The organism is Thermus caliditerrae (assembly GCF_021462525.1).
Lineage (GTDB): Bacteria > Deinococcota > Deinococci > Deinococcales > Thermaceae > Thermus > Thermus caliditerrae.
Genome location: NZ_JAKEDT010000008.1, coordinates 15,060 through 33,255, shown reverse-complemented (window position 1 = coordinate 33,255; position 18,196 = coordinate 15,060). Strand labels below are relative to the sequence as shown.

General features: G+C 66.2%; 17 protein-coding genes. 12 read left to right on the top strand and 5 right to left on the bottom strand.

The genetic code is table 11. The annotated features are described in order from the left end of the window. The first annotated feature begins 5 nt into the window (after window positions 1-5). Window positions 6-956 (top strand): hypothetical protein, encoded by a 951-nt coding sequence (locus L1088_RS06085; RefSeq protein WP_234554160.1) that lies wholly within the window; start codon window positions 6-8, stop codon window positions 954-956. Between the two features lie 3 nt (window positions 957-959). Here L1088_RS06085 and L1088_RS06080 read toward each other — a convergent pair whose 3' ends face one another. Next, entirely contained in the window at window positions 960-2,450 is a 1,491-nt protein-coding gene (locus L1088_RS06080; protein ID WP_234554159.1) for an ABC transporter ATP-binding protein, read from the bottom strand. A gap of 65 nt (window positions 2,451-2,515) precedes the next feature. Further along, a complete protein-coding gene (locus tag L1088_RS06075) occupies window positions 2,516-3,640 on the bottom strand; it encodes a BMP family lipoprotein (RefSeq protein WP_234554158.1) in 1,125 nt (374 codons plus the stop codon). A gap of 60 nt (window positions 3,641-3,700) precedes the next feature. On the opposite strand from L1088_RS06075, the gene ligA reads away from it, so the two are divergent. Continuing rightward, window positions 3,701-5,746 (top strand): NAD-dependent DNA ligase LigA, encoded by a 2,046-nt coding sequence (gene ligA / locus L1088_RS06070; RefSeq protein WP_234554157.1) that lies wholly within the window; start codon window positions 3,701-3,703, stop codon window positions 5,744-5,746. Window positions 5,747-5,820: 74 nt separating this feature from the next. On the opposite strand, the gene thyX is transcribed toward ligA, so the two are convergent. Then, a complete protein-coding gene (thyX, locus tag L1088_RS06065; protein WP_234554156.1) occupies window positions 5,821-6,633 on the bottom strand; it encodes an FAD-dependent thymidylate synthase in 813 nt (270 codons plus the stop codon). Between the two features lie 182 nt (window positions 6,634-6,815). On the opposite strand from thyX, the gene trpB reads away from it, so the two are divergent. The 4 genes from trpB to L1088_RS06045 all read left to right on the top strand — a co-directional run bounded on the left by trpB (window position 6,816) and on the right by L1088_RS06045 (window position 10,520). Further along, a complete protein-coding gene (gene trpB, locus L1088_RS06060) occupies window positions 6,816-8,033 on the top strand; it encodes a tryptophan synthase subunit beta (RefSeq protein ID WP_038045948.1) in 1,218 nt (405 codons plus the stop codon). Next, window positions 8,030-8,809 (top strand): tryptophan synthase subunit alpha, encoded by a 780-nt coding sequence (trpA, locus tag L1088_RS06055; RefSeq protein WP_234554155.1) that lies wholly within the window; start codon window positions 8,030-8,032, stop codon window positions 8,807-8,809. The genes trpB and trpA overlap by 4 nt, the downstream gene beginning before the upstream one ends. Window positions 8,810-8,923: 114 nt before the next feature. Continuing rightward, window positions 8,924-9,703 (top strand): ABC transporter ATP-binding protein, encoded by a 780-nt coding sequence (locus L1088_RS06050; RefSeq protein ID WP_234554154.1) that lies wholly within the window; start codon window positions 8,924-8,926, stop codon window positions 9,701-9,703. Next, on the top strand, window positions 9,693-10,520 hold the full coding sequence (locus tag L1088_RS06045) for an ABC transporter permease (RefSeq protein ID WP_267961082.1): 828 nt from the start codon (window positions 9,693-9,695) through the stop codon (window positions 10,518-10,520). The genes L1088_RS06050 and L1088_RS06045 overlap by 11 nt, the downstream gene beginning before the upstream one ends. A 5-nt stretch (window positions 10,521-10,525) precedes the next feature. On the opposite strand, the gene mqnC is transcribed toward L1088_RS06045, so the two are convergent. After that, window positions 10,526-11,668 carry a cyclic dehypoxanthinyl futalosine synthase gene (gene mqnC, locus L1088_RS06040; protein WP_234554153.1) on the bottom strand — a complete coding sequence of 381 codons (1,143 nt, stop codon included), beginning with the start codon at window positions 11,666-11,668 and terminating at the stop codon, window positions 10,526-10,528. Window positions 11,669-11,723: 55 nt separating this feature from the next. Between mqnC and L1088_RS06035 the strand changes: the two genes are divergently transcribed. The 4 genes from L1088_RS06035 to metG all read left to right on the top strand — a co-directional run bounded on the left by L1088_RS06035 (window position 11,724) and on the right by metG (window position 15,445). Continuing rightward, complete coding sequence (locus L1088_RS06035; protein ID WP_234554152.1) at window positions 11,724-12,209, top strand: adenosine diphosphatase; 486 nt, start codon at window positions 11,724-11,726, stop codon at window positions 12,207-12,209. A gap of 21 nt (window positions 12,210-12,230) precedes the next feature. After that, entirely contained in the window at window positions 12,231-12,707 is a 477-nt protein-coding gene (bcp, locus tag L1088_RS06030; protein ID WP_234554151.1) for a thioredoxin-dependent thiol peroxidase, read from the top strand. After that, entirely contained in the window at window positions 12,707-13,390 is a 684-nt protein-coding gene (gene rpiA / locus L1088_RS06025; RefSeq protein WP_234554150.1) for a ribose-5-phosphate isomerase RpiA, read from the top strand. The genes bcp and rpiA overlap by 1 nt, the downstream gene beginning before the upstream one ends. A gap of 165 nt (window positions 13,391-13,555) precedes the next feature. Beyond that, on the top strand, window positions 13,556-15,445 hold the full coding sequence (gene metG, locus L1088_RS06020; RefSeq protein WP_038045955.1) for a methionine--tRNA ligase: 1,890 nt from the start codon (window positions 13,556-13,558) through the stop codon (window positions 15,443-15,445). A 52-nt stretch (window positions 15,446-15,497) separates the two neighbouring features. Here the strand turns inward: metG and L1088_RS06015 are convergent, their stop codons facing one another. After that, a complete protein-coding gene (locus L1088_RS06015; protein ID WP_038049370.1) occupies window positions 15,498-16,820 on the bottom strand; it encodes a S41 family peptidase in 1,323 nt (440 codons plus the stop codon). A 77-nt stretch (window positions 16,821-16,897) separates the two neighbouring features. Between L1088_RS06015 and L1088_RS06010 the strand changes: the two genes are divergently transcribed. Then, complete coding sequence (locus L1088_RS06010) at window positions 16,898-17,626, top strand: cell division ATP-binding protein FtsE (protein WP_038045956.1); 729 nt, start codon at window positions 16,898-16,900, stop codon at window positions 17,624-17,626. Continuing rightward, window positions 17,623-18,183, top strand: coding sequence for a ribosome hibernation-promoting factor, HPF/YfiA family (gene hpf / locus L1088_RS06005; protein WP_038045957.1), 561 nt, complete (start codon window positions 17,623-17,625; stop codon window positions 18,181-18,183). The genes L1088_RS06010 and hpf overlap by 4 nt, the downstream gene beginning before the upstream one ends. Window positions 18,184-18,196 lie beyond the last annotated feature (13 nt).

Here is an 18,196-nt window from a genome sequence, read left to right as displayed (position 1 = left end):
AGGGCATGGGCCGCCTGCGCCGCCTGGCCGGGGGGAGGACGATCCTCCTGGGGGTGGCTTTTGCCCTCCTCTTGGCCCTGGCCCAGGAGGTCTTCCGCCCCCAGGTGGAGCTCGTCCGCAAGGAGAAGAAGGTAGTGGCCTGGGTGAGCGGGGAGGAAGGGAGCCTCTTCTACGCGGACTACGGGGACCTCTTCGTGGGGGAGCTCAAGGCCTTGGCCCCCGGGCGGGTGGAGGTGGGGGACAAGGCCTTCTACCGGGACGCTGGAAGCGGGGTGGAGGAGGGCTTGCGGGTGGGGGATAGGGTGGAGGCCGCCTTCAACCCCGACCTGGAGCGGGAGGGCCTGCCTTACCTCATGCGCCTAAGGCGGGCGGGGGAGGGCCAGGCGGAGCGCTACCTGCGCCTGGTGCTCTTTGACCCCAAGGGGGTCGAGGTGCGCTTGGGGGAGGAGGTGCGGGCCCAGGGGTCCCTGGCGCTGGTGGAGCGGGGGGGACAGGAGGAGCTGTTCCTTTCCGGAGGCGAGGCCCGCTTTCTGGAGGAGGAGGGGCGGCTAGAGCTCAGACCCGCTTCCGGGGAGGTGGCGGTGGAGCAGGGGGCGGTGTGGGTGCAAGGAAGCCGCCTCCGCTACCTGAACGACACCGGGGAGGCAAGGTTGGAAGGGCCTTTGCAGGTGCGGCGGGAGGGGGAGAGGCCCCTTTCGGGGAAGGCGGGGAGCCTGCGCTACCTCTTGGATGAGGACCAGCTCTGGCTCCTGGGTGGGGTAGAGCTCGCCCAGGGGGAAAGGACCACCCGGGCAGAGCGGGCCCTGGTGCGGGAAAAGGAAGGGTATGCCTACCTCTACGGGGGCGTGGAGAGCCGCGACGGCAAGGGCGTGGTGCGCGGGGAAAGGGTGCGCTACACCCTGAAGACCGGGGAGGTGGTGGTCTTGGGCCGGGTGGCGGGGGAGTTCCGGGAGTAGGCCCTAGGCGGGAATGCCCGCCATGAGGAGGCCCAGGCGTTCTTCGGTGGCCTCTTCCGGGGTGAGTTCCCCCATGATGCGCCCCTCGTACATGACCAGGATGCGGTCAGAGAGGGAAAGGACCTCGGAGAGGTCAGCGGAAACGAGGAGCACCGCCAGGCCCTGGTCCCGGGCTTCCACCAGGCGTTGGTGGATGAACTCGATGGCCCCCACGTCCACCCCCCGGGTGGGTTGTGCGGCGATGAGGAGCTTGGGCCTGCGGAGGAGTTCCCGGCCCACCACGATCTTCTGCTGGTTGCCCCCGGAGAAGCGCCGGGCGGAGAGCTCCGTGGAGCGAGGGCGCACGTCGAAGCTTTCTACAAGCTTTGCCGCGTGGGCCTCCACCGCCTCCCCGTTCAGGAAACTCAGGAAGCCTCGAAAGGGTGCTTGGTGCTGGTCGCCCAGGATGGCGTTTTCCCGCACAGAGAAGTCCAGGACCAGGCCGCGGGCCAGGCGGTCTTCGGGGATGTGGCTTACCCCGGCTTCCCGGACCTTACGGGCAGATGGGGGGAGGGGTTTACCCAGGTAGCGCACCACCCCACGGTGGGGGCGGAGCCCAGCGAGGGCCTCCACCAGCTCCGTCTGGCCGTTCCCTTCCACCCCGGCGATGCCCACGATCTCCCCAGCCCGAACCTGGAAGCTCACCCCCTTGAGCCTGGGGGCGGCCTCGAGGCCTTCCACCTCCAGCACCACCTCCCCTGGCCTTGCGGGGCCCTTCTGCACCCGCAACACCACCTCCCGCCCCACCATCATCCGGGCCAGCTCCTCCAAGGAGGTCTCGGGGGTCTTGACCGTGCCCACCACCTTGCCGTCCCGGATCACCGTGACCCGGTCGGAGACCTCCAGCACCTCCTTCAGCTTGTGGCTGATGAAGATGGCGGCGTTGCCCTTGGCCGCGTAGGCCCTCAGGAAACGGAAAAGCTCCTTCGCCTCCTGGGGGGTTAATACGGCGGTGGGTTCGTCCAGGATGAGGATTTTGGCCTCGCGGTACAGGGCCTTTAGGATCTCCACCCGCTGTTGCAGGCCCACGGGAAGGTTCTCAATGCGCTCGTCCAGAGGGACCTGGAAGCCCAGTTCCTCCATGAGGGCCTGGGCTTTAGCCCTGGCTTCGTCCAGCGAGAGGAAAAGGGGGCTTCCTGGCTCCAAGCCCAGCACCAGGTTTTCCAACACGGTGAAGGGCTCCACCAGCATGAAGTGCTGGTGCACCATGCCGATGCCGTGGGCGATGGCGTCCAAGGGGCTTTTGGGACGGTAGGGCTTGCCGTCCACCCAGATCTCCCCCTCGTCTGGGGGTTGCAGGCCGTAGACGATCTTCATGAGGGTGGACTTGCCCGCGCCGTTCTCTCCCACCAGGGCCAGGACCTCGCCCCACTCCAAGTCCAAGGAGATGTGGTCGTTGGCCAGGACCAGGGGGAAGCGTTTGGTGATGTCCTTGAGGACCAGGGCCTTCTCCACGCCCGGAGTATACACAAGGGCCGGGGGATGGCCCCGGCCCTTGGCCATGCCGCTAAAGCGCATGCCTAGCGCTTCTCGGGCACCTTGATCTGGCCCTTGATGATCTGCTGCTTCAAGACTTCGAGCTTACTCACCAGCGTGGCGGGGATCAGGGCCTTGTTGTACTCGTCCAGAGCGTAGCCCACCCCGTTGTTGGCCAGGCCGAAGTCCCGCACCCCGCCCTTGAAGCTCTTCTGCACCACGCTCTTGATGACCTCGTAGGTGGCCACGTCCACCCGCTTCATCATGGAGGTGAGGCCGTGGTTCAGGGTGGTGGGGTTGTTGTCGGTGTCGCCCAGGTAGTTCTGGTTGGCGTCCACGCCGATGAAGAAGAGGGGCGTGGCCTTGGTGCCGTCGGTGCCGCAGGTCTTGGTGTAGTCCGGGTACTTGGGCACCTTGGCGTAGGGGTCCGCTTTCCGCACGAAGCGGATGGCCCCGCCTTCCTTCAGGCACTTGGCCTGCTTCACGTAGTCGATGAGCCCGAGGCCCGAGCCGCCCGCGGCGGCGTAGATGATGTCGGCTCCCTGGCGCACCTGGCTGGCGGCGATCTCCTTGGCCTTGGCGGGGTCGTTCCAGGCGGCGGGGGTGTTGCCCACGTACCCCACCAGCACCTTGCCCTGGATCTTGTCCTCCTTGAAGGCGTACTCGGCCCCGGCCCGGAAGCCGGCCTCAAACTTGTGGATCAGGGGGATGTCCATGCCGCCGATGAAGCCCACCACCCCGGTGCGGCTCATCTTCCCGGCGATGTAGCCCACCAGGAAGCTCCCCTCGTGCTCCCGGAAGACCAGGCCCACGGCGTTGGCGAGCTTGCCTTCCCCGGGGACGGCGTCGATTACTGCGAAGTTCACCTTGGGGAACTCCTTGGCGGTGGCGGTGATGGCGGGTTCGTTGGCGAAGCCTACCCCGATCACAAGGTCAAAGCCCTCCTCGGCGAAGGTGCGGATGCCCTGGCCCACTTGGGAGGGGTCGGCGGGCTCGAAGTCGAAGAGCTTAACCCCGAAGTCCTTGACTGCCTTCTGGGCTCCTTCCCAAGCGGACTGGTTGAAGGAGCGGTCAAACTTGCCGCCCGCATCAAAGGCGATCCCCACGCGCACCTGGGCCAGGCTCAAACCTAGGGCCAATACCGCCAAAAGGGCCACAATACGTTTCATCTGCCACCTCCTATGGCATTTCGCCGTAGGGCATTATACCCGGTTCGGTAAACTCAAGGCATGACCCTGGAGGAGGCTCGCAAACGGATCAACGAGCTCCGGGACCTCATCCGCTACCACAACTACCGTTACTACGTCCTGGATGCTCCGGAGATTTCCGATGCCGAATACGACCGGCTTTTGAGGGAGCTTAAGGAGCTGGAGGAACGCTTTCCCGAGCTCAAAAGCCCCGACTCCCCCACGGAGCAGGTGGGGGCTAAGCCCCTTGGTCAGCCGCTAGGCTACCTTGAGGCGACCTTCCGCCCCATCCGCCACCCCACCCGCATGTACTCCCTGGACAACGCCTTCACCCTGGAGGAGGTGCGGGCCTTTGAGGAGCGGATCGAGCGGGCCCTGGGCAGGAAGGGGCCCTTCGCCTACGTGGTGGAGCACAAGGTGGACGGGCTTTCCGTGAACCTGTACTACGAGGAGGGGGTTCTGGTATGGGGGGCCACCCGGGGAGATGGGGAGACGGGGGAGGAGGTCACCCAGAACCTGCTCACCATCCCCACCATTCCCCGAAGGCTTAAGGGGGTACCGGAGCGCCTCGAGGTCCGGGGGGAGGTGTACATGCCCATAGAGGCCTTCCTCCGCCTTAACGAGGAGCTGGAGGAAAAGGGAGAGAAGATCTTCAAAAACCCCAGGAATGCCGCCGCTGGCTCCTTGCGCCAGAAAGACCCCCGGATTGCCGCCAAGAGGGGCCTCAGGGCTACCTTCTACGCCTTGGGTCTGGGCCTGGAGGAGGCTAACCTTAGGACCCAGCACGAGCTCCTCCTTTGGCTAAAGGAGAAGGGCTTCCCCGTGGAACACGGTTTCACCCGGGCGGTGGGGGTGGAGGGGGTGGAGGCGGTCTACCGGGAATGGCTTAAGGAGCGGCAGAACCTGCCCTTTGAGGCGGACGGGGTGGTGGTCAAGCTGGACGACCTCAGCCTCTGGCGGGAACTGGGCTACACCGCCCGGGCGCCCCGCTTCGCCATCGCCTACAAGTTCCCCGCGGAGGAGAAGGAGACCCGCCTGGTGCAGGTGGTCTTCCAGGTGGGGCGCACGGGAAGGGTGACCCCGGTGGGTATTCTGGAACCCGTCTTCATTGAGGGGAGCGAGGTCAGCCGGGTCACCCTGCACAACGAAAGCTACATCGAGGAGCTGGACGTGCGCATTGGGGACTGGGTCCTGGTGCACAAGGCGGGGGGGGTGATCCCCGAGGTTCTGAGGGTGCTCAAGGAGCGGCGCACCGGCGAGGAGAAGCCCATCCTTTGGCCGGAGAACTGCCCGGAGTGCGGCCATCGCTTGATCAAGGAGGGCAAGGTCCACCGCTGCCCCAACCCCTTGTGCCCGGCCAAGCGCTTTGAGGCCCTCCGCCACTACGCCTCCCGCAAGGCCATGGACATCGGGGGCCTGGGGGAGAAGCTCATCGAGAAGCTCTTGGAGAAGGGCCTGGTTAAGGATGTGGCCGACCTTTACCGCCTCAGGAAGGAGGACCTTTTGGGCCTGGAGCGCATGGGGGAAAAGAGCGCCCAAAACCTCCTTCGTCAGATCGAAGAGAGCAAGAGCCGGGGATTGGAGCGCCTGCTCTATGCCCTGGGGCTTCCCGGGGTGGGGGAGGTGCTGGCCCGGAACCTGGCGGCCCGCTTCGGCACCATGGAGCGGCTTTTGCAAGCTTCTTTGGAAGAGCTTCTGGAAGTGGAGGAGGTGGGGGAGCTCACCGCAAAGGGCATCCTGGAAACCCTCCGCGACCCGGCGTTCCGCGACCTGGTACACCGCTTGAAAGAGGCGGGGGTGGAGATGGAGGCCAAGGAGCGGGGCGGCGAAGCCCTCAAGGGCCTCAGCTTCGTCATCACCGGGGAGCTTTCCCGGCCCCGGGAGGAGGTGAAGGCCCTTTTGAGGCGCCTTGGGGCCAAGGTGACGGACTCCGTGAGCCGCAAGACGGGCTACCTGGTGGTGGGGGAGGCCCCGGGGAGCAAGCTGGAGAAGGCCCGGTCCCTGGGGGTGCCCATCTTGACGGAGGAGGAGCTGTACAGGCTCATAGAGGAGCGCACGGGGAAGCGTCTGGAAACCCTGGCCTCCTAAGTAGCCGCACGCAAAGGNGCCCCCGTCGTGGCGCAAGCCACGACGGGGTACTTAGGACGGGTGGCCGGGTGGGGTCAGTCTGGAAGGCCTGGGGTAAAGATCTTTTCCAGGGCCTCCTGGAGCCTGGAACCCGACAAACCAAGCTCTTTCAGGGCCTTTTCGTACAGCTCCGGGGTGAGAAGCCCTTGGAGCGCCTTAAGCTCCGTACGGGAGAGATGGGTTCCCTTCAAAACATGCTCCTCAAAGCTTTGCCAGGCCAGGGGCACATGGGCCTTGACGATCTCGGCGATGGCCTTGGCGTACTGCCTTATCTCCCACTGGGCATGGGGGTCCAGGCGCAGGGCCAGGAAGTGGAAAAGATTGTGGAGGTCCTGCTTCCAGTAGAACTCGGTGTAGAGGTTTAGGGGCAGGACCATGCGGGCCATCTCCCGGGCGATCCCCTTTTCCAGAAGGGTTTGGTAGGCCTGGTAGGCTTCCCGCTCCACGCCTTTGAGGAGAAGGGAGGCTTCCTCATCGGAAAGCTCCCCCTCGGAGCCCTGCTTGTTCCGCCGGGCTTGTTTCCGCCACGCTTGTGGCTCGTAAAACTCCTCCTTGAGGACGGAGTAGCGACCGGAGATCTCGTTGACGCTGGCGGTGCGGTGGCGGAACCACTGCCGCACCACGAAGATGGGAGCCTTCACGTGGAACTTGAACTCCACCATCTCGAAGGGGCTGGTGTGGCGGTGGCGCATGAGGTAGTCGATGAGGGCGGCGTCCTCCCGCACCGTCTTGGTGCCCTTCCCGTAGGACACCCGGGCCGCTTGCACGATGGCGCGGTCGTTCCCCATGGCGTCCACCAGGCGCACAAAGCCCTTGTCCAGGACGGGGATCTCCCTGGGATGCTCCATGCCCTAAAGTCTACTTGCCCTTTGGGCCAAAGGGCCCTACCCTAGACCTATGCGGGCGAGAACCCCCTTCGCTTTCAAGCGGAGGCACGGGCGCTACCGAGCCTGAGGCCGCTTTGCACTTGGGCGAAGAGGCTTTAGGATGAGTGGGCTTTGGGCACCCCGTGCCCTTTTTGGAGTAAGCCATGCTGAGGTTGCCGGATTTTCCCCTGCCCGACGCACGCGGGCGGTTTGGCCCCTACGGGGGGCGGTACGTCCCCGAAACCCTGATCCCCGCCCTCGAGGAGGTGGAAGCCGCCTACAAGGAGGCCAAGAAAGACCCCGCCTTCTTGGCGGAGCTGGACCATTACCTGAAGACCTTCGCGGGGCGCCCCACCCCGCTTTTCCACGCCAGAAGGCTTTCCCAGTACTGGGGCGGGGCCCAGGTGTACCTGAAGCGGGAGGACCTCCTGCACACCGGGGCTCACAAGATCAACAACACCCTGGGCCAGGCCCTACTGGCGAAGCGCATGGGTAAACGACGGGTCATCGCCGAGACGGGGGCGGGCCAGCACGGGGTCAGCGTGGCCACGGTAGCGGCCCTCTTCGGCATGGAGTGCGTGGTGTACATGGGAGAGGAGGATGTGAGGCGGCAGGCCCTGAACGTCTTCCGCATGAAGCTCCTGGGGGCCGAGGTACGGCCCGTGGCCGCGGGGAGCCGCACCCTGAAGGACGCCACCAACGAGGCCATCCGCGACTGGCTCACCCATGTGCGCACCACCTTCTACATCCTGGGCTCGGTGGTGGGCCCCCACCCCTACCCCATGATGGTGCGGGAGTTTCAGAGCGTGATCGGCGAGGAGGTGAAGGCCCAGAGCCTGGAGCTTTTCGGCCGCTACCCCGACGCCCTCATCGCCGCCGTGGGGGGTGGGTCCAACGCCATCGGCCTCTTCGCCCCCTTTGCCTACCTGCCGGAAGGGGAGCGCCCAAGGCTCATCGGGGTGGAGGCGGCGGGGGAGGGGCTTTCCACCGGCAGGCACGCCGCCAGCATCGGGGCGGGAAAGCGGGGGGTATTGCACGGGAGCTACATGTACCTCCTCTACGACCACGACGGCCAGATCACCCCGGCCCACTCCGTCTCCGCGGGCCTGGACTACCCGGGGGTGGGGCCGGAGCACAGCTACTACGCCGACCAGGGCATCGCCGAGTATGCGGCGGTCACCGATGAGGAGGCGCTGGAGGGCTTCAAGCTCCTGGCGCGCCTCGAGGGGATCATCCCCGCCCTGGAGTCGGCCCACGCCATCGCCCACGCCGCCAAGGTGGTCCCGGAGATGGACAAGGACCAGGTCGTGGTCATCAACCTCTCAGGCCGGGGGGACAAGGACGTGACCGAGGCCATGCGCCTTCTGGGAGGGGAGCTGTGACCACCCGCGAAGCCTTCCTCCGGGCCAAGGCCGAAGGGCGCGCCGCCCTCATCCCCTACCTCACCGCGGGCTTTCCCAGCCGGGAGGGGTTTTTGGAGGCGATGCGGGAGGTGCTGCCCTATGCCGACCTCCTGGAGATCGGCCTTCCTTACTCCGACCCCCTGGGGGATGGCCCCGTGATCCAGCGGGCCAGCGAGGTGGCCCTCAAGAAGGGCATGAGCGTGCAGGGAGTCTTGGAGCTGGTGCGGGAGGTGCGCGCCCTCACCCCTAAGCCCCTCTTCCTCATGACCTACCTGAACCCGGTGCTGGCCTGGGGGCCGGAGCGGTTCTTCAGCCTTTTCAAGCAAGCAGGGGCCACGGGCCTCATCCTTCCCGACCTGCCCCCGGACGAGGACCCGGCCCTGGTGCGCCTGGCCCAGGAGATCGGTCTGGAAACGGTCTTCCTCCTGGCCCCCACCTCCACGGAAGGGCGGATCGAGACCGTGGTCCGCTACGCCACGGGCTTCATCTACGCGGTGTCCGTGACCGGGGTGACGGGGGAGCGGGAGCGCTTGCCCGAGGAGGTGCGGGACCTGGTGCGGCGCATCCGGGCCAAAACCCCTTTGCCCGTGGCCGTGGGCTTCGGGGTTTCGGGGCGGGAGACCGCGGCCCAGGCGGCGGTGGCGGACGGCGTGGTGGTGGGCAGCGCCCTCATCCGGGCCCTCGAGGCTGGACGCCCCCTCGCCCCCCTCCTGGAGGAGGTCCGCCAGGGGCTTTTCCAGAAGGAGCCGGCTTAGCCCTGGGCCAGGGCAGGGGAGGCCCTTGCGGGTAGGGCCTCCCTCTGCTAGCGTGGGAAGGTTCTGCCAAGCTTCCCCTCCCTTCGGTGGAGGGTGGCTTTCGGGGAGGCGTGCGTGTGGGCCATTGAAGTGAAGAACCTATCTAAAGTCTTTCGCAAGACCACCTTCGGACGTAGGCAGGAGGAGTGGGCCTTAAAGGGCGTTTCCTTCCAGGTGGGGGTAGGGGAAACCTATGCCCTTTTGGGGCCGAACGGTTCGGGGAAGTCCACCCTGATCCGCATCCTCTCCACCCTGCTGTTGCCCGACGCGGGCCGGGTGCACATTCTGGGGCACCCCCTCCCTCAGGAAGAGCGCAAGGTGCGGGAGAAGATCGGTCGGGTGAGCGTGGACGCCGCCTTCTACAAAAAGCTCTCCCCGCAGGAGAACCTCCTCTTCGCCGCCCAGCTCTACGGCCTTTCCCCCAGGGAAGCAGAGGCGCGGGCCATGGCCATTCTGGAACGGCTGGGCCTGGAAACCCGGCGCTTCGGTGACCCCCTGGAGGAGATGAGCCGGGGGATGCAGCAGAAGGTGGCCATCGCCCGCGCCCTCCTCATCCGCCCCCCCTTGCTTCTCCTGGATGAGCCCACCACGGGCCTGGACCCCAAGAGCCGCAGGGACGTGCAGGCCTTCTTGGAGGAACTGCGGCGGGAAGAGGGTACCACCATCCTCCTCACCACCCACGACATGGTGGAGGCGGAGCGCCTGGCCCACCGCTTGGGCTTTCTCGCCCGGGGGCAGCTGGTGGCGGAGGGGACGGCGGAGGAGTTGAAGCGGCTTGCGGGGGCTTTGGACCTGGAGGAGGCCTTCATCCGCCTCACGGGGGAGGGGCTCCAGGAGGAGGCGCATGCTCCGTAGGTTTCTGCTCCCCATGTGGGCCTTTGTGTTCCGGGACTTCCACCTCACCCGGCGCTACTTTTCCTGGGTCTTGGTCTTCACCTTCTACGCCATCGTTAACGCCGCCACCATCGCCCTCATCGGCGTGGCCCAGGGGGATTTCCGCCTGACCCTCACCCTGGTCCTGGGGGCGCTCCTTTGGAGCTACCTCTCGGCCATGTACCAGGAGATCGCCAACTCCATAGCCTACGAGCGCTGGGAGGGGACGCTGGAGTACACCTTCATGGCCCCGGTGTCCCGCTTGGTCCACCTCCTGGGGGTGAGCCTCTTCGCCACCTTCTACAGCGTGGTGCGCACCGCGGTCATCCTCTTGGGTCTTGCCCTTTTCGTGGACCTGAACCTTCAGGGGGCGAACCTCTTGGGGGTCTTGGTGGTCCTCTTGGTGGGCAGCCTAGCCTTTATGGGCCTAGGGCTCATGGCCGCCATTTTGCCGGTGATGAGCCCGGAGAACGGGGCTCAGGCCACCAACATCCTCCAGGGGATCCTTCTGTTGGTTTCGGGCATCTACTATCCGGTGTCTGTGCTCCCCGCCTGGGTCCAGCCCCTGGCCTACCTCTCCCCAGCCACCTATGCCCTCGAGGCCAGCCGCAAGCTTATGGGCATCCAGCACCCGGCCTCGAGCCCCGAGGGCTTGGTGGGCGCTCCCCTGAGCGCGGTGGTACCCGAGCTCCTCGTCCTCCTCCTCATGGGCCTGGCCTTCATTCCCTTGGGCCTCCTCGTCTTCAGCCTGGCGGAACGCTGGGCTAAGCGTACGGGGAAGCTGAAGCGCACCGGCTAGGGCCTTCAAGCCAGGGGTAGTTCCCTTTCCTCGGCCTCGGCCAGGATGGCCCCGGGGTCCGGGTAGCGCAGGATGCGGTAGAGGGGATCCCGCTCCGCCGGCTTGAAGCCTGCGTCCACGATATGGCGCACGATCTCCCGCACCGTGGCATGGGTACGCCCGTGCCCCCCTGCCGCCGAGACCACGTTTTCCTCCAGCATGGTGCTCCCGAAGTCGTCGGCCCCGTAGTAGAGGGCGGTTTGGGCTACCTTGAACCCCAGGGTGGGCCAGGAGGCCTGCAGGTGGGCAAAGTTGTCCAGGACGAGCCGGGCGATGGCCAGGGTTTTCAGGTACTCATGGGCCGTGGCTCCCGGGGCCTTGCCCTTCAGGCGGGTGTGCTCCACCTGCAGGGTCCAGAGGGCAAAGGCGGCGAAGCCGTTTCCGTAGCGCTCCAAGGCCCGGTCCTGCTGGGCCCGGAGGCCCAGGAGGTGGAGGGTGCGCTCCTTTGCGCCTTCCCCGAAGCCGATCACCATGCTGGCCAGGGTGTAGAGCCCCAGGGATTGGGCAGCGTCCACGATGCGGTACCAGTCTTCGGTCTTGATGCGGGCTGGGGCGGCCTTCTTGCGCACCTCGTCCACCAGGATCTCCGCCCCCGCGCCCGGCATCCCGTCCAGGCCTGCTTCCTTGAGCCGCTCCAGGACCTCTTCCGCTCGGAGGCCCGTGAGCCTTTCCAAGCCCAGGATCTCCTCCGGGCTGAAGGCGTCGATGCGCAGGTCGGGGAAGCGCCCCTTGAGGTAGCGCAAAAGGTCCACATACCACTCCAAGGGTAGGTCCGGGTTCACCCCTCCTTGCATGAGGATGCGCTTTCCCCCCACCCGGTAAAGCTCCTCCACCTTCCTGGCGATCTCCTCGTAGGAGAGGGTGTAGGCGTCCTTCTGCCGCCTCGTGCGGTAGAAGGCGCAGAAGGCGCAGCCCACAGTGCAGACGTTGGTGTAGTTGATGTTGCGGTCGATCAGGTAGGTGACCACCTGGGGATCGGTTTTCTGCAGGCGCACCTCGTGGGCGGCGGCGGCCAGCTCGGGGAGGGGAAGGTCAAAGAGGGCGAGAACCTCCGCCTCGGTAAGCCTCTTCCCCTCCACGGCCTTCTCCAGGACGTCCATGGGCTTCATCCTACACCTTCCCTAGGCTTTCGGGTGGGGCCTGGGCCACGGGTAGAATGGGGGTATGGAACTCAAACTGATCCCCATTGAGAAGCCGGAAAACCTGAACGTCATCCTGGGCCAGGCCCACTTCATCAAGACCGTGGAGGACCTGCACGAGGCCCTGGTGACGGCGGTGCCAGGTATCAAGTTCGGCCTCGCCTTCTCCGAGGCCAGCGGTAAGCGGCTCATCCGCCACTCCGGCACCGACCCCGAGCTCACCCAGCTGGCGGTGAGGAACCTCCTGAACCTGGCCGCGGGGCACAGCTTCCTCATCGTCTTGGGGGAGGGTTTCTACCCCATCAACGTCCTGCACGCGGTGAAGGCCTGTCCCGAGGTGGTGCACATCTTCGCTGCCACCGCCAACCCCCTGCAGGTGGTGGTGGCGGAGGAGGGGGAGCAAAGGGCCATCCTGGGGGTTATGGACGGGTTCAAGCCCCTGGGGGTAGAGGACGAGGCCGAGGTGGCCTGGCGCAAGGACCTTCTCCGCCGCTTCGGGTATAAGCTCTAGCCCCAAACCGGGTGCGGTATCATGCCCTACATGGAAGCGGGAAGCCTCGCGCCGGATTTTGCACTCCCCGACCAGGATGGCAGGCTCCACCGCCTTGCCGATTACCGGGGGAGGTGGGTGGTGCTCTACTTCTACCCCAAGGACGATACCCCGGGGTGCACCAAGGAGGCCTGCGGCTTCCGCGACCGCATGGGGGACCTTCAGGACCTGGGGGCCGTGGTCCTCGGGGTTTCCGCGGACGGCGTGGAAAGCCACAAGCGCTTTGCCGAGAAGTACGGCCTGAACTTTCCTCTCCTCGCTGACCCCGAGCGCCAGGCCATCCTGGCCTACGGGGCCTGGGGCAAGAAGAAGCTTTACGGCAAGGAGTACGAGGGGGTTTTGCGCCAGACCTTCCTCATCGACCCGGAGGGGCGCATCGTCAAGGTGTGGCGGAAGGTGTCGCCTGAGGGCCACGCCGAGGAGGTGGCCGAGGCCCTTAAGGCCCTAAGGGGGTCGTGATGGAAAGGCCTTTGGAAAGCTACAAGAAGGAGGCCGCCCACGCTGCGGTGGCCTTTGTGCAGGACGGCATGGTGGTGGGCTTGGGTACGGGGTCCACCGCCCGGTACGCCGTCTTGGAGCTGGCCCGCCGCTTGCGGGAGGGGGAGCTTAGGGGGGTTGTGGGGGTACCCACCTCGGAGGCCACCAAGGACCTGGCCTCGAGGGAGGGGGTCCCCGTGGTGGACCTCCCTCCGGAAGGGGTGGACCTGGCCATCGACGGGGCCGATGAGATCGCCCCAGACCTTTCCCTCATCAAGGGCCTGGGCGGGGCGCTTTTGCGGGAGAAGATCGTGGAGAGCACCGCCAAGGAGTTCATCGTCATCGCCGACCACACCAAGAAGGTGCCGGTCTTGGGCCGGGGGGTGGTGCCGGTGGAGATCGTGCCCTTTGGCCACCGGGCTACCTTAAGGGCCATCGCCGCCCTTGGGGGGGAGGCTGAGCTCCGCATGGACGGGGACGAGTTTTACTTCACTGACTCCGGCCACCTCATCGCCGACGTGCGCTTCGGGCCCATCGGCGACCCCCTTGGGCTCCATCGGGCTCTCTTAGAGATCCCCGGGGTGGTGGAGACCGGGCTCTTCGTGGGCCTGGCCACCCGGGCTTTGGTGGCGGGGCCTTTGGGGGTGGAGGTGTTCCTTCCCTAAGCGCCCCAGAAGGCCCGGGCCCCCAAAAGGGCATGGGGAAGCGCCGAGGGGGGCGACCTTCCTTTAGGTGTTAAGATGGAGGCCATGAAGGGCATGCCCCAGGGGTAGGGCGGGGAGGGCTTCCCCGCCCGGGGCGCATGCCCCGGGTTTTTTTAGGAGGCGAGCGTGGAAAAGGTCTTCTACATCACCACCCCCATCTACTACGTGAACGCCGAGCCCCACTTGGGCCACGCCTACACCACGGTGGTGGCGGACTTCCTGGCCCGGTGGCACCGGCTGGACGGCTACCGAACCTTCTTCCTCACGGGCACCGACGAGCACGGGGAGACGGTGTACCGCGCTGCGGAGCGGGCGGGGGAGGACCCCCAGGCCTTTGTGGACCGGGTTTCGGAACGCTTCCGGCGGGCGTGGGAGCTTCTGGGCATCGCCTATGACGACTTCATCCGCACCACGGAGGAAAGGCACAAGCAGGTGGTGCAGAGGGTGCTCCAGAAGGTCTACGAGGCCGGGGACATCTACTACGGGGAGTATGAGGGGCTTTACTGCGTAAGTTGCGAGCGTTTCTACACGGAAAAGGAGCTTCAAGGGGACCTTTGCCCCATCCACGGGCGGCCCGTGGAGAGGCGCCGTGAGGGGAACTACTTCTTCCGCATGGAGAAGTACCGGGAGTGGCTCATCGACTACCTGCAAACCCACCCCGACCTCATCCGCCCCGAGGGGTACCGCAACGAGGTGCTCTCCATGCTCTCCGAGCCCATCGGGGACCTTTCCATCTCCCGGCCCAAGGCCCGGGTGCCCTGGGGAATTCCCCTGCCTTGGGACGGGGAGCATGTAACCTATGTCTGGTTTGATGCCCTCCTCAACTACGTTTCCGCCCTGGGCTACCCCAAGGGGGAAAGGTACCGGCTCTTCTGGTCCCACGCCTGGCACCTGATCGGCAAGGACATCCTCAAGCCCCACGCGGTCTTCTGGCCCACCATGCTCAAGGCGGCGGGCATCCCCATGTACCGGCACCTCAACGTGGGGGGCTTCCTCTTGGGCCCGGACGGGCGCAAGATGAGCAAGACCCTGGGGAACGTGGTGGACCCCTTTACCCTGGCGGAGAAGTACGGGAAGGACGCGGTGCGCTACTACCTCCTCCGGGAGATCCCTTACGGCCAGGACACCCCCGTGGGCGAGGAGGCCCTCAAGACCCGGTACGGGGCCGACCTGGCGGACGACCTGGGGAACCTGGTGCAACGCACCCGGGCCATGCTCCTGCGCTACGCCGGGGGGCGGGTGCCGGAGCCGGTGGCCGGGGAGGGGTTGGAGGAAGGCGCCCAGCTTGCGGGACGCCTGCGCCCCCTAGTCCGGGAGCTGAGGTTCCACGTGGCCCTCGAGGAGGTCATGGCCTACGTGAAGCGCCTGAACCGCTACATCAACGAAGCGCGCCCTTGGGAGCTCCATAAGCGGGATCCGGAGGGGGCTAAGGCGGTGCTCTACCGGGTGGTGGAGGGGTTGCGCATCGCCTCCATCCTCCTCACCCCAGCCATGCCCGAGAAGATGGCCGAGCTCCGCCGGGCGTTGGGCCTTAAGGAGGAGGTGCGTCTGGAGGAGGCGGAGCGCTGGGGCCTAGCGGAACCCCGCCCCATTCCCCAGGAGGCCCCCGTGCTCTTTCCCAAGGAAACGGCTGGGAGCGGCCTGTCCCAGGCCAGGAAAGGAGCCCAGGTGGAAGCGGAAAAAGTGGAAAGTGCCCAGATCGGCATCGAGGACTTCGCCAAGGTGGAGCTAAGGGTGGCGGAGGTGGTGGGGGCGGAAAGGCACCCCAACGCCGACAAGCTCCTGGTGCTTAGGCTCTCCCTGGGGAACGAGGAGCGTACCGTGGTTTCCGGCATCGCCCGCTGGTACCGCCCCGAGGAGCTCTTGGGGAAGAAGGTGGTGCTGGTGGCCAACCTGAAACCGGCCAAGCTGCGGGGCGTGGAGAGCCAGGGCATGATTCTGGCAGCTTCAGAAGGGGATAAGCTCACCCTGGTCACCGTGGAGGGGGATATCCCCCCAGGGGCGGTGGTCAAGTAGAGGGCGCAAGCAAGGGGGCCGGGGAAACCCGGCCCCCTTGCCCTTTTGAGGGCTAGCGGGCGCCCAGCACCTCCAGGGCCTGCTTGAGGATGGCGTCGTTTTCCAAGTCCAAAACCGCCTGGCCTCGTTCCTCGGGCAGGGGGCGCTGGCGCTGGGGCTCGGTGTAGGTGAACTTGCCCTCGGCGTCGGCCTTCAGCTTGACGGTTTTGCCGTTCAGGGTCACGGTGACCTCGGCCCCCGCGGGGGCCCCGGCCCCCTGCAGGGAGAAGGGGGTGGGGAAGCGGGTGTCCTTCACCTCGAGGTCCGGCTTCAGGCCCTCCTTGTTGATGGCCCGGCGCTTGGGGGTGAGCCACTCAAAGGTGACCAGGGTGAGCTCGCCCCCGTTGGCCAGGGTGTAAGGGGTCTGGCCCACGCCCTTACCAAAGGTTTTCTCCCCGATGACCTTGGCCCGGCCGTAGTCCTGGAGAGCCCCGGCCACGATCTCGCTGGCGGAGGCGGAGTTGCCGTTTACCAATACCACCATGGGGCCGTCCCAAAGGGGCCGCCCGGAGGCCTCGCACCAGACCCGGGTGAGGTTTTTGGTGCGGGTGTAGACGATGGGTCCCTCCTTAAGGAAAGCGCTGGCCACGGCGCAACCCTGGTCCAGGAGGCCCCCTCCGTTATCCCTAAGGTCAAAGATGAGCTTCTTGATCCCCTGGGCCTTGAGCTCGTCGATGGCCCGCTTCAGCTGGTCCTCCACCTTGAAGTTGGCGAAGGTTTCCAGGGCAATGTAGCCCACATCCCCGATCTTGCCGATGGAAACGGAAATGATCTCCACCTTTTCGCGGACGAGCTCAAAGACCAGGGGGGCGGGGGTGCCCTCCCGGCGCACCTTGATGGTGACCTTGGTGCCCTCGCGGCCGCGGATTCTGGCCACCACTTCCTGAAGAGGAAGGCCGGTCACGTCCTCCCCATCCACCTCGAGGATCACATCCCCCGCCCGCATCCCCGCCCGCTGGGCGGGCAGGCCCTTCATCACCCCCTCGATCTTGGCCCCCGTGCCGTCGGGGTTGGCGGGGGAGAGGGTGGCCCCGATGCCGAAGAACTCGCCCCGGAGGTCTTCCTGCCGGAGGCTTGCCCGCTGGGGTGGGGAGTAGCTGGTGAAGGGGTCCTTGAGGGCGGAGATCATGCCGCCGATGGCTCCCTCCAAAAGGGCGTTCAGCTTCTCCTTGGGCAGGGGCTCCAGGTAGTCCTGCTGAATCCGCTGGTAGACTTCCAACAGGGCCTGGCCGTTGGGGTTTTGCAGGAGGTTTTCCGCCTGAGGGCGGGGTAGCTGGGCGTAGACCAGGGCAGCTAGAACCCCAAGCCCCACGATGAGCCACGCGTGTCGTTTCATCTTCTCCCTCACCTGACCTCCACTATAGCGCCCCTCCATGAGAAGAAACCGTGGCCCGCTCCGCTTATAGTGGGGGCATGATCGCCTTCCACCGGGTGGGCCTGGAGTACCCGCGCACGGGGACCAAGGCGCTCTACAACGTGAGCCTCGAGGTCAAGAAGGGGGAGTTCGTCTACGTGGTGGGCCACTCGGGGGCGGGCAAGTCCACCCTGCTTTCCCTCATCCTTAGGCGGCTCGTGCCCACCCACGGGGCGGTCTACTTTGGCGGGCAGAACCTGAAGCTGCTCCGAGGGGACCAGGTGGCCTACCACCGCCGCCGCATCGGCATGGTGTTCCAGGACCACCGCCTCCTTTCCGACATGACCGTGGAGGAAAACCTGGCCTTCGTCCTGCGGGTGCAAGGCGTTCCGGGCAAGGAGTGGCCGGAGCGCATCGCCACCGCTTTGCGGCGGGTGGGCCTGGCCCACAAGAAGCGGGCCTTTCCCGAGGAGCTCTCCGTGGGGGAGGCCCAGCGGGTGGCCATCGCCCGGGCCCTCCTCCTGGACCCCCCGGTGATCCTGGCCGATGAGCCCACGGGCAACCTGGACCTGGAGAACGCCCTCCTGGTCCTGGACATTCTCAAGGCCGCCCACCAGCGGGGGGCCACGGTGGTGGTGGCCACCCACAGCCGGGAGCTGTTGGAGGCCTACCCCGCCCGGGTGGTGGCCCTGAAGGCGGGCCAGGTGGTGCGGGACGAGCGTCCCGGGGACGGTGGTAGCATAAGGGTAAGGGAAAGCCCTGACCGGGGCGGAAAGGAGGATGCATGAACGTCTACAAGCTCATCGGCCGTAACCTGGAGATCACCGACGCCATCCGGGACTACGTGGAGCGGAAGCTTTCCCGCCTAGACCGGTACCAGAACGGGGAGCTCATGGCCAAGGTGGTGCTTTCCTTGGCGGGGAGCGCCCACGTGGAGAGGAAGGCCAAGGCCGAGGTGCAGGTGGATCTCCCCGGGGGGCTCGTCAGGGTGGAGGAGGAGGACCCGGACCTGTACGCCGCTATCGACCGCGCGGTGGACCGGTTGGAAACCCAGCTGAAGCGCTTCAGGGAGCGCCGCTTCGTGGGCAAGCGCCACTCCTACCAGGGCCCCCCGCCCCCCGAGGTGCGGGACATGGAGGCTTTGCGTAAGCCCGAGGAGGAGGAGGGCCCCCAGATCGTGCGGGTCAAGCGCTTCGAGATGAAGCCCATGGACCCCGAGGAGGCGGTCTTCCAGATGGAGGCTCTGGGGCACGACTTCTTCGTCTTCCGCAACGCCAAGACCGACGAGATCAACGTCATCTACCGCCGCAAGGACGGCAACTACGGGCTGATCGAGCCTGCTTGAGGCTTTGGGGCCC

Coding starts and splice junctions, on each gene's coding strand:
- L1088_RS06085 (WP_234554160.1), top strand. CDS start 6: ATGGGCCGCCTGCGCCGCCTGGCCGGGGGGAGGACGATCCTCCTGGGG.
- L1088_RS06075 (WP_234554158.1), bottom strand. CDS start 3,640: ATGAAACGTATTGTGGCCCTTTTGGCGGTATTGGCCCTAGGTTTGAGC.
- ligA (WP_234554157.1), top strand. CDS start 3,701: ATGACCCTGGAGGAGGCTCGCAAACGGATCAACGAGCTCCGGGACCTC.
- thyX (WP_234554156.1), bottom strand. CDS start 6,633: ATGGAGCATCCCAGGGAGATCCCCGTCCTGGACAAGGGCTTTGTGCGC.
- trpB (WP_038045948.1), top strand. CDS start 6,816: ATGCTGAGGTTGCCGGATTTTCCCCTGCCCGACGCACGCGGGCGGTTT.
- L1088_RS06045 (WP_267961082.1), top strand. CDS start 9,693: ATGCTCCGTAGGTTTCTGCTCCCCATGTGGGCCTTTGTGTTCCGGGAC.
- mqnC (WP_234554153.1), bottom strand. CDS start 11,668: ATGAAGCCCATGGACGTCCTGGAGAAGGCCGTGGAGGGGAAGAGGCTT.
- L1088_RS06035 (WP_234554152.1), top strand. CDS start 11,724: ATGGAACTCAAACTGATCCCCATTGAGAAGCCGGAAAACCTGAACGTC.
- bcp (WP_234554151.1), top strand. CDS start 12,231: ATGCCCTACATGGAAGCGGGAAGCCTCGCGCCGGATTTTGCACTCCCC.
- rpiA (WP_234554150.1), top strand. CDS start 12,707: ATGGAAAGGCCTTTGGAAAGCTACAAGAAGGAGGCCGCCCACGCTGCG.
- L1088_RS06015 (WP_038049370.1), bottom strand. CDS start 16,820: ATGAAACGACACGCGTGGCTCATCGTGGGGCTTGGGGTTCTAGCTGCC.
- L1088_RS06010 (WP_038045956.1), top strand. CDS start 16,898: ATGATCGCCTTCCACCGGGTGGGCCTGGAGTACCCGCGCACGGGGACC.
- hpf (WP_038045957.1), top strand. CDS start 17,623: ATGAACGTCTACAAGCTCATCGGCCGTAACCTGGAGATCACCGACGCC.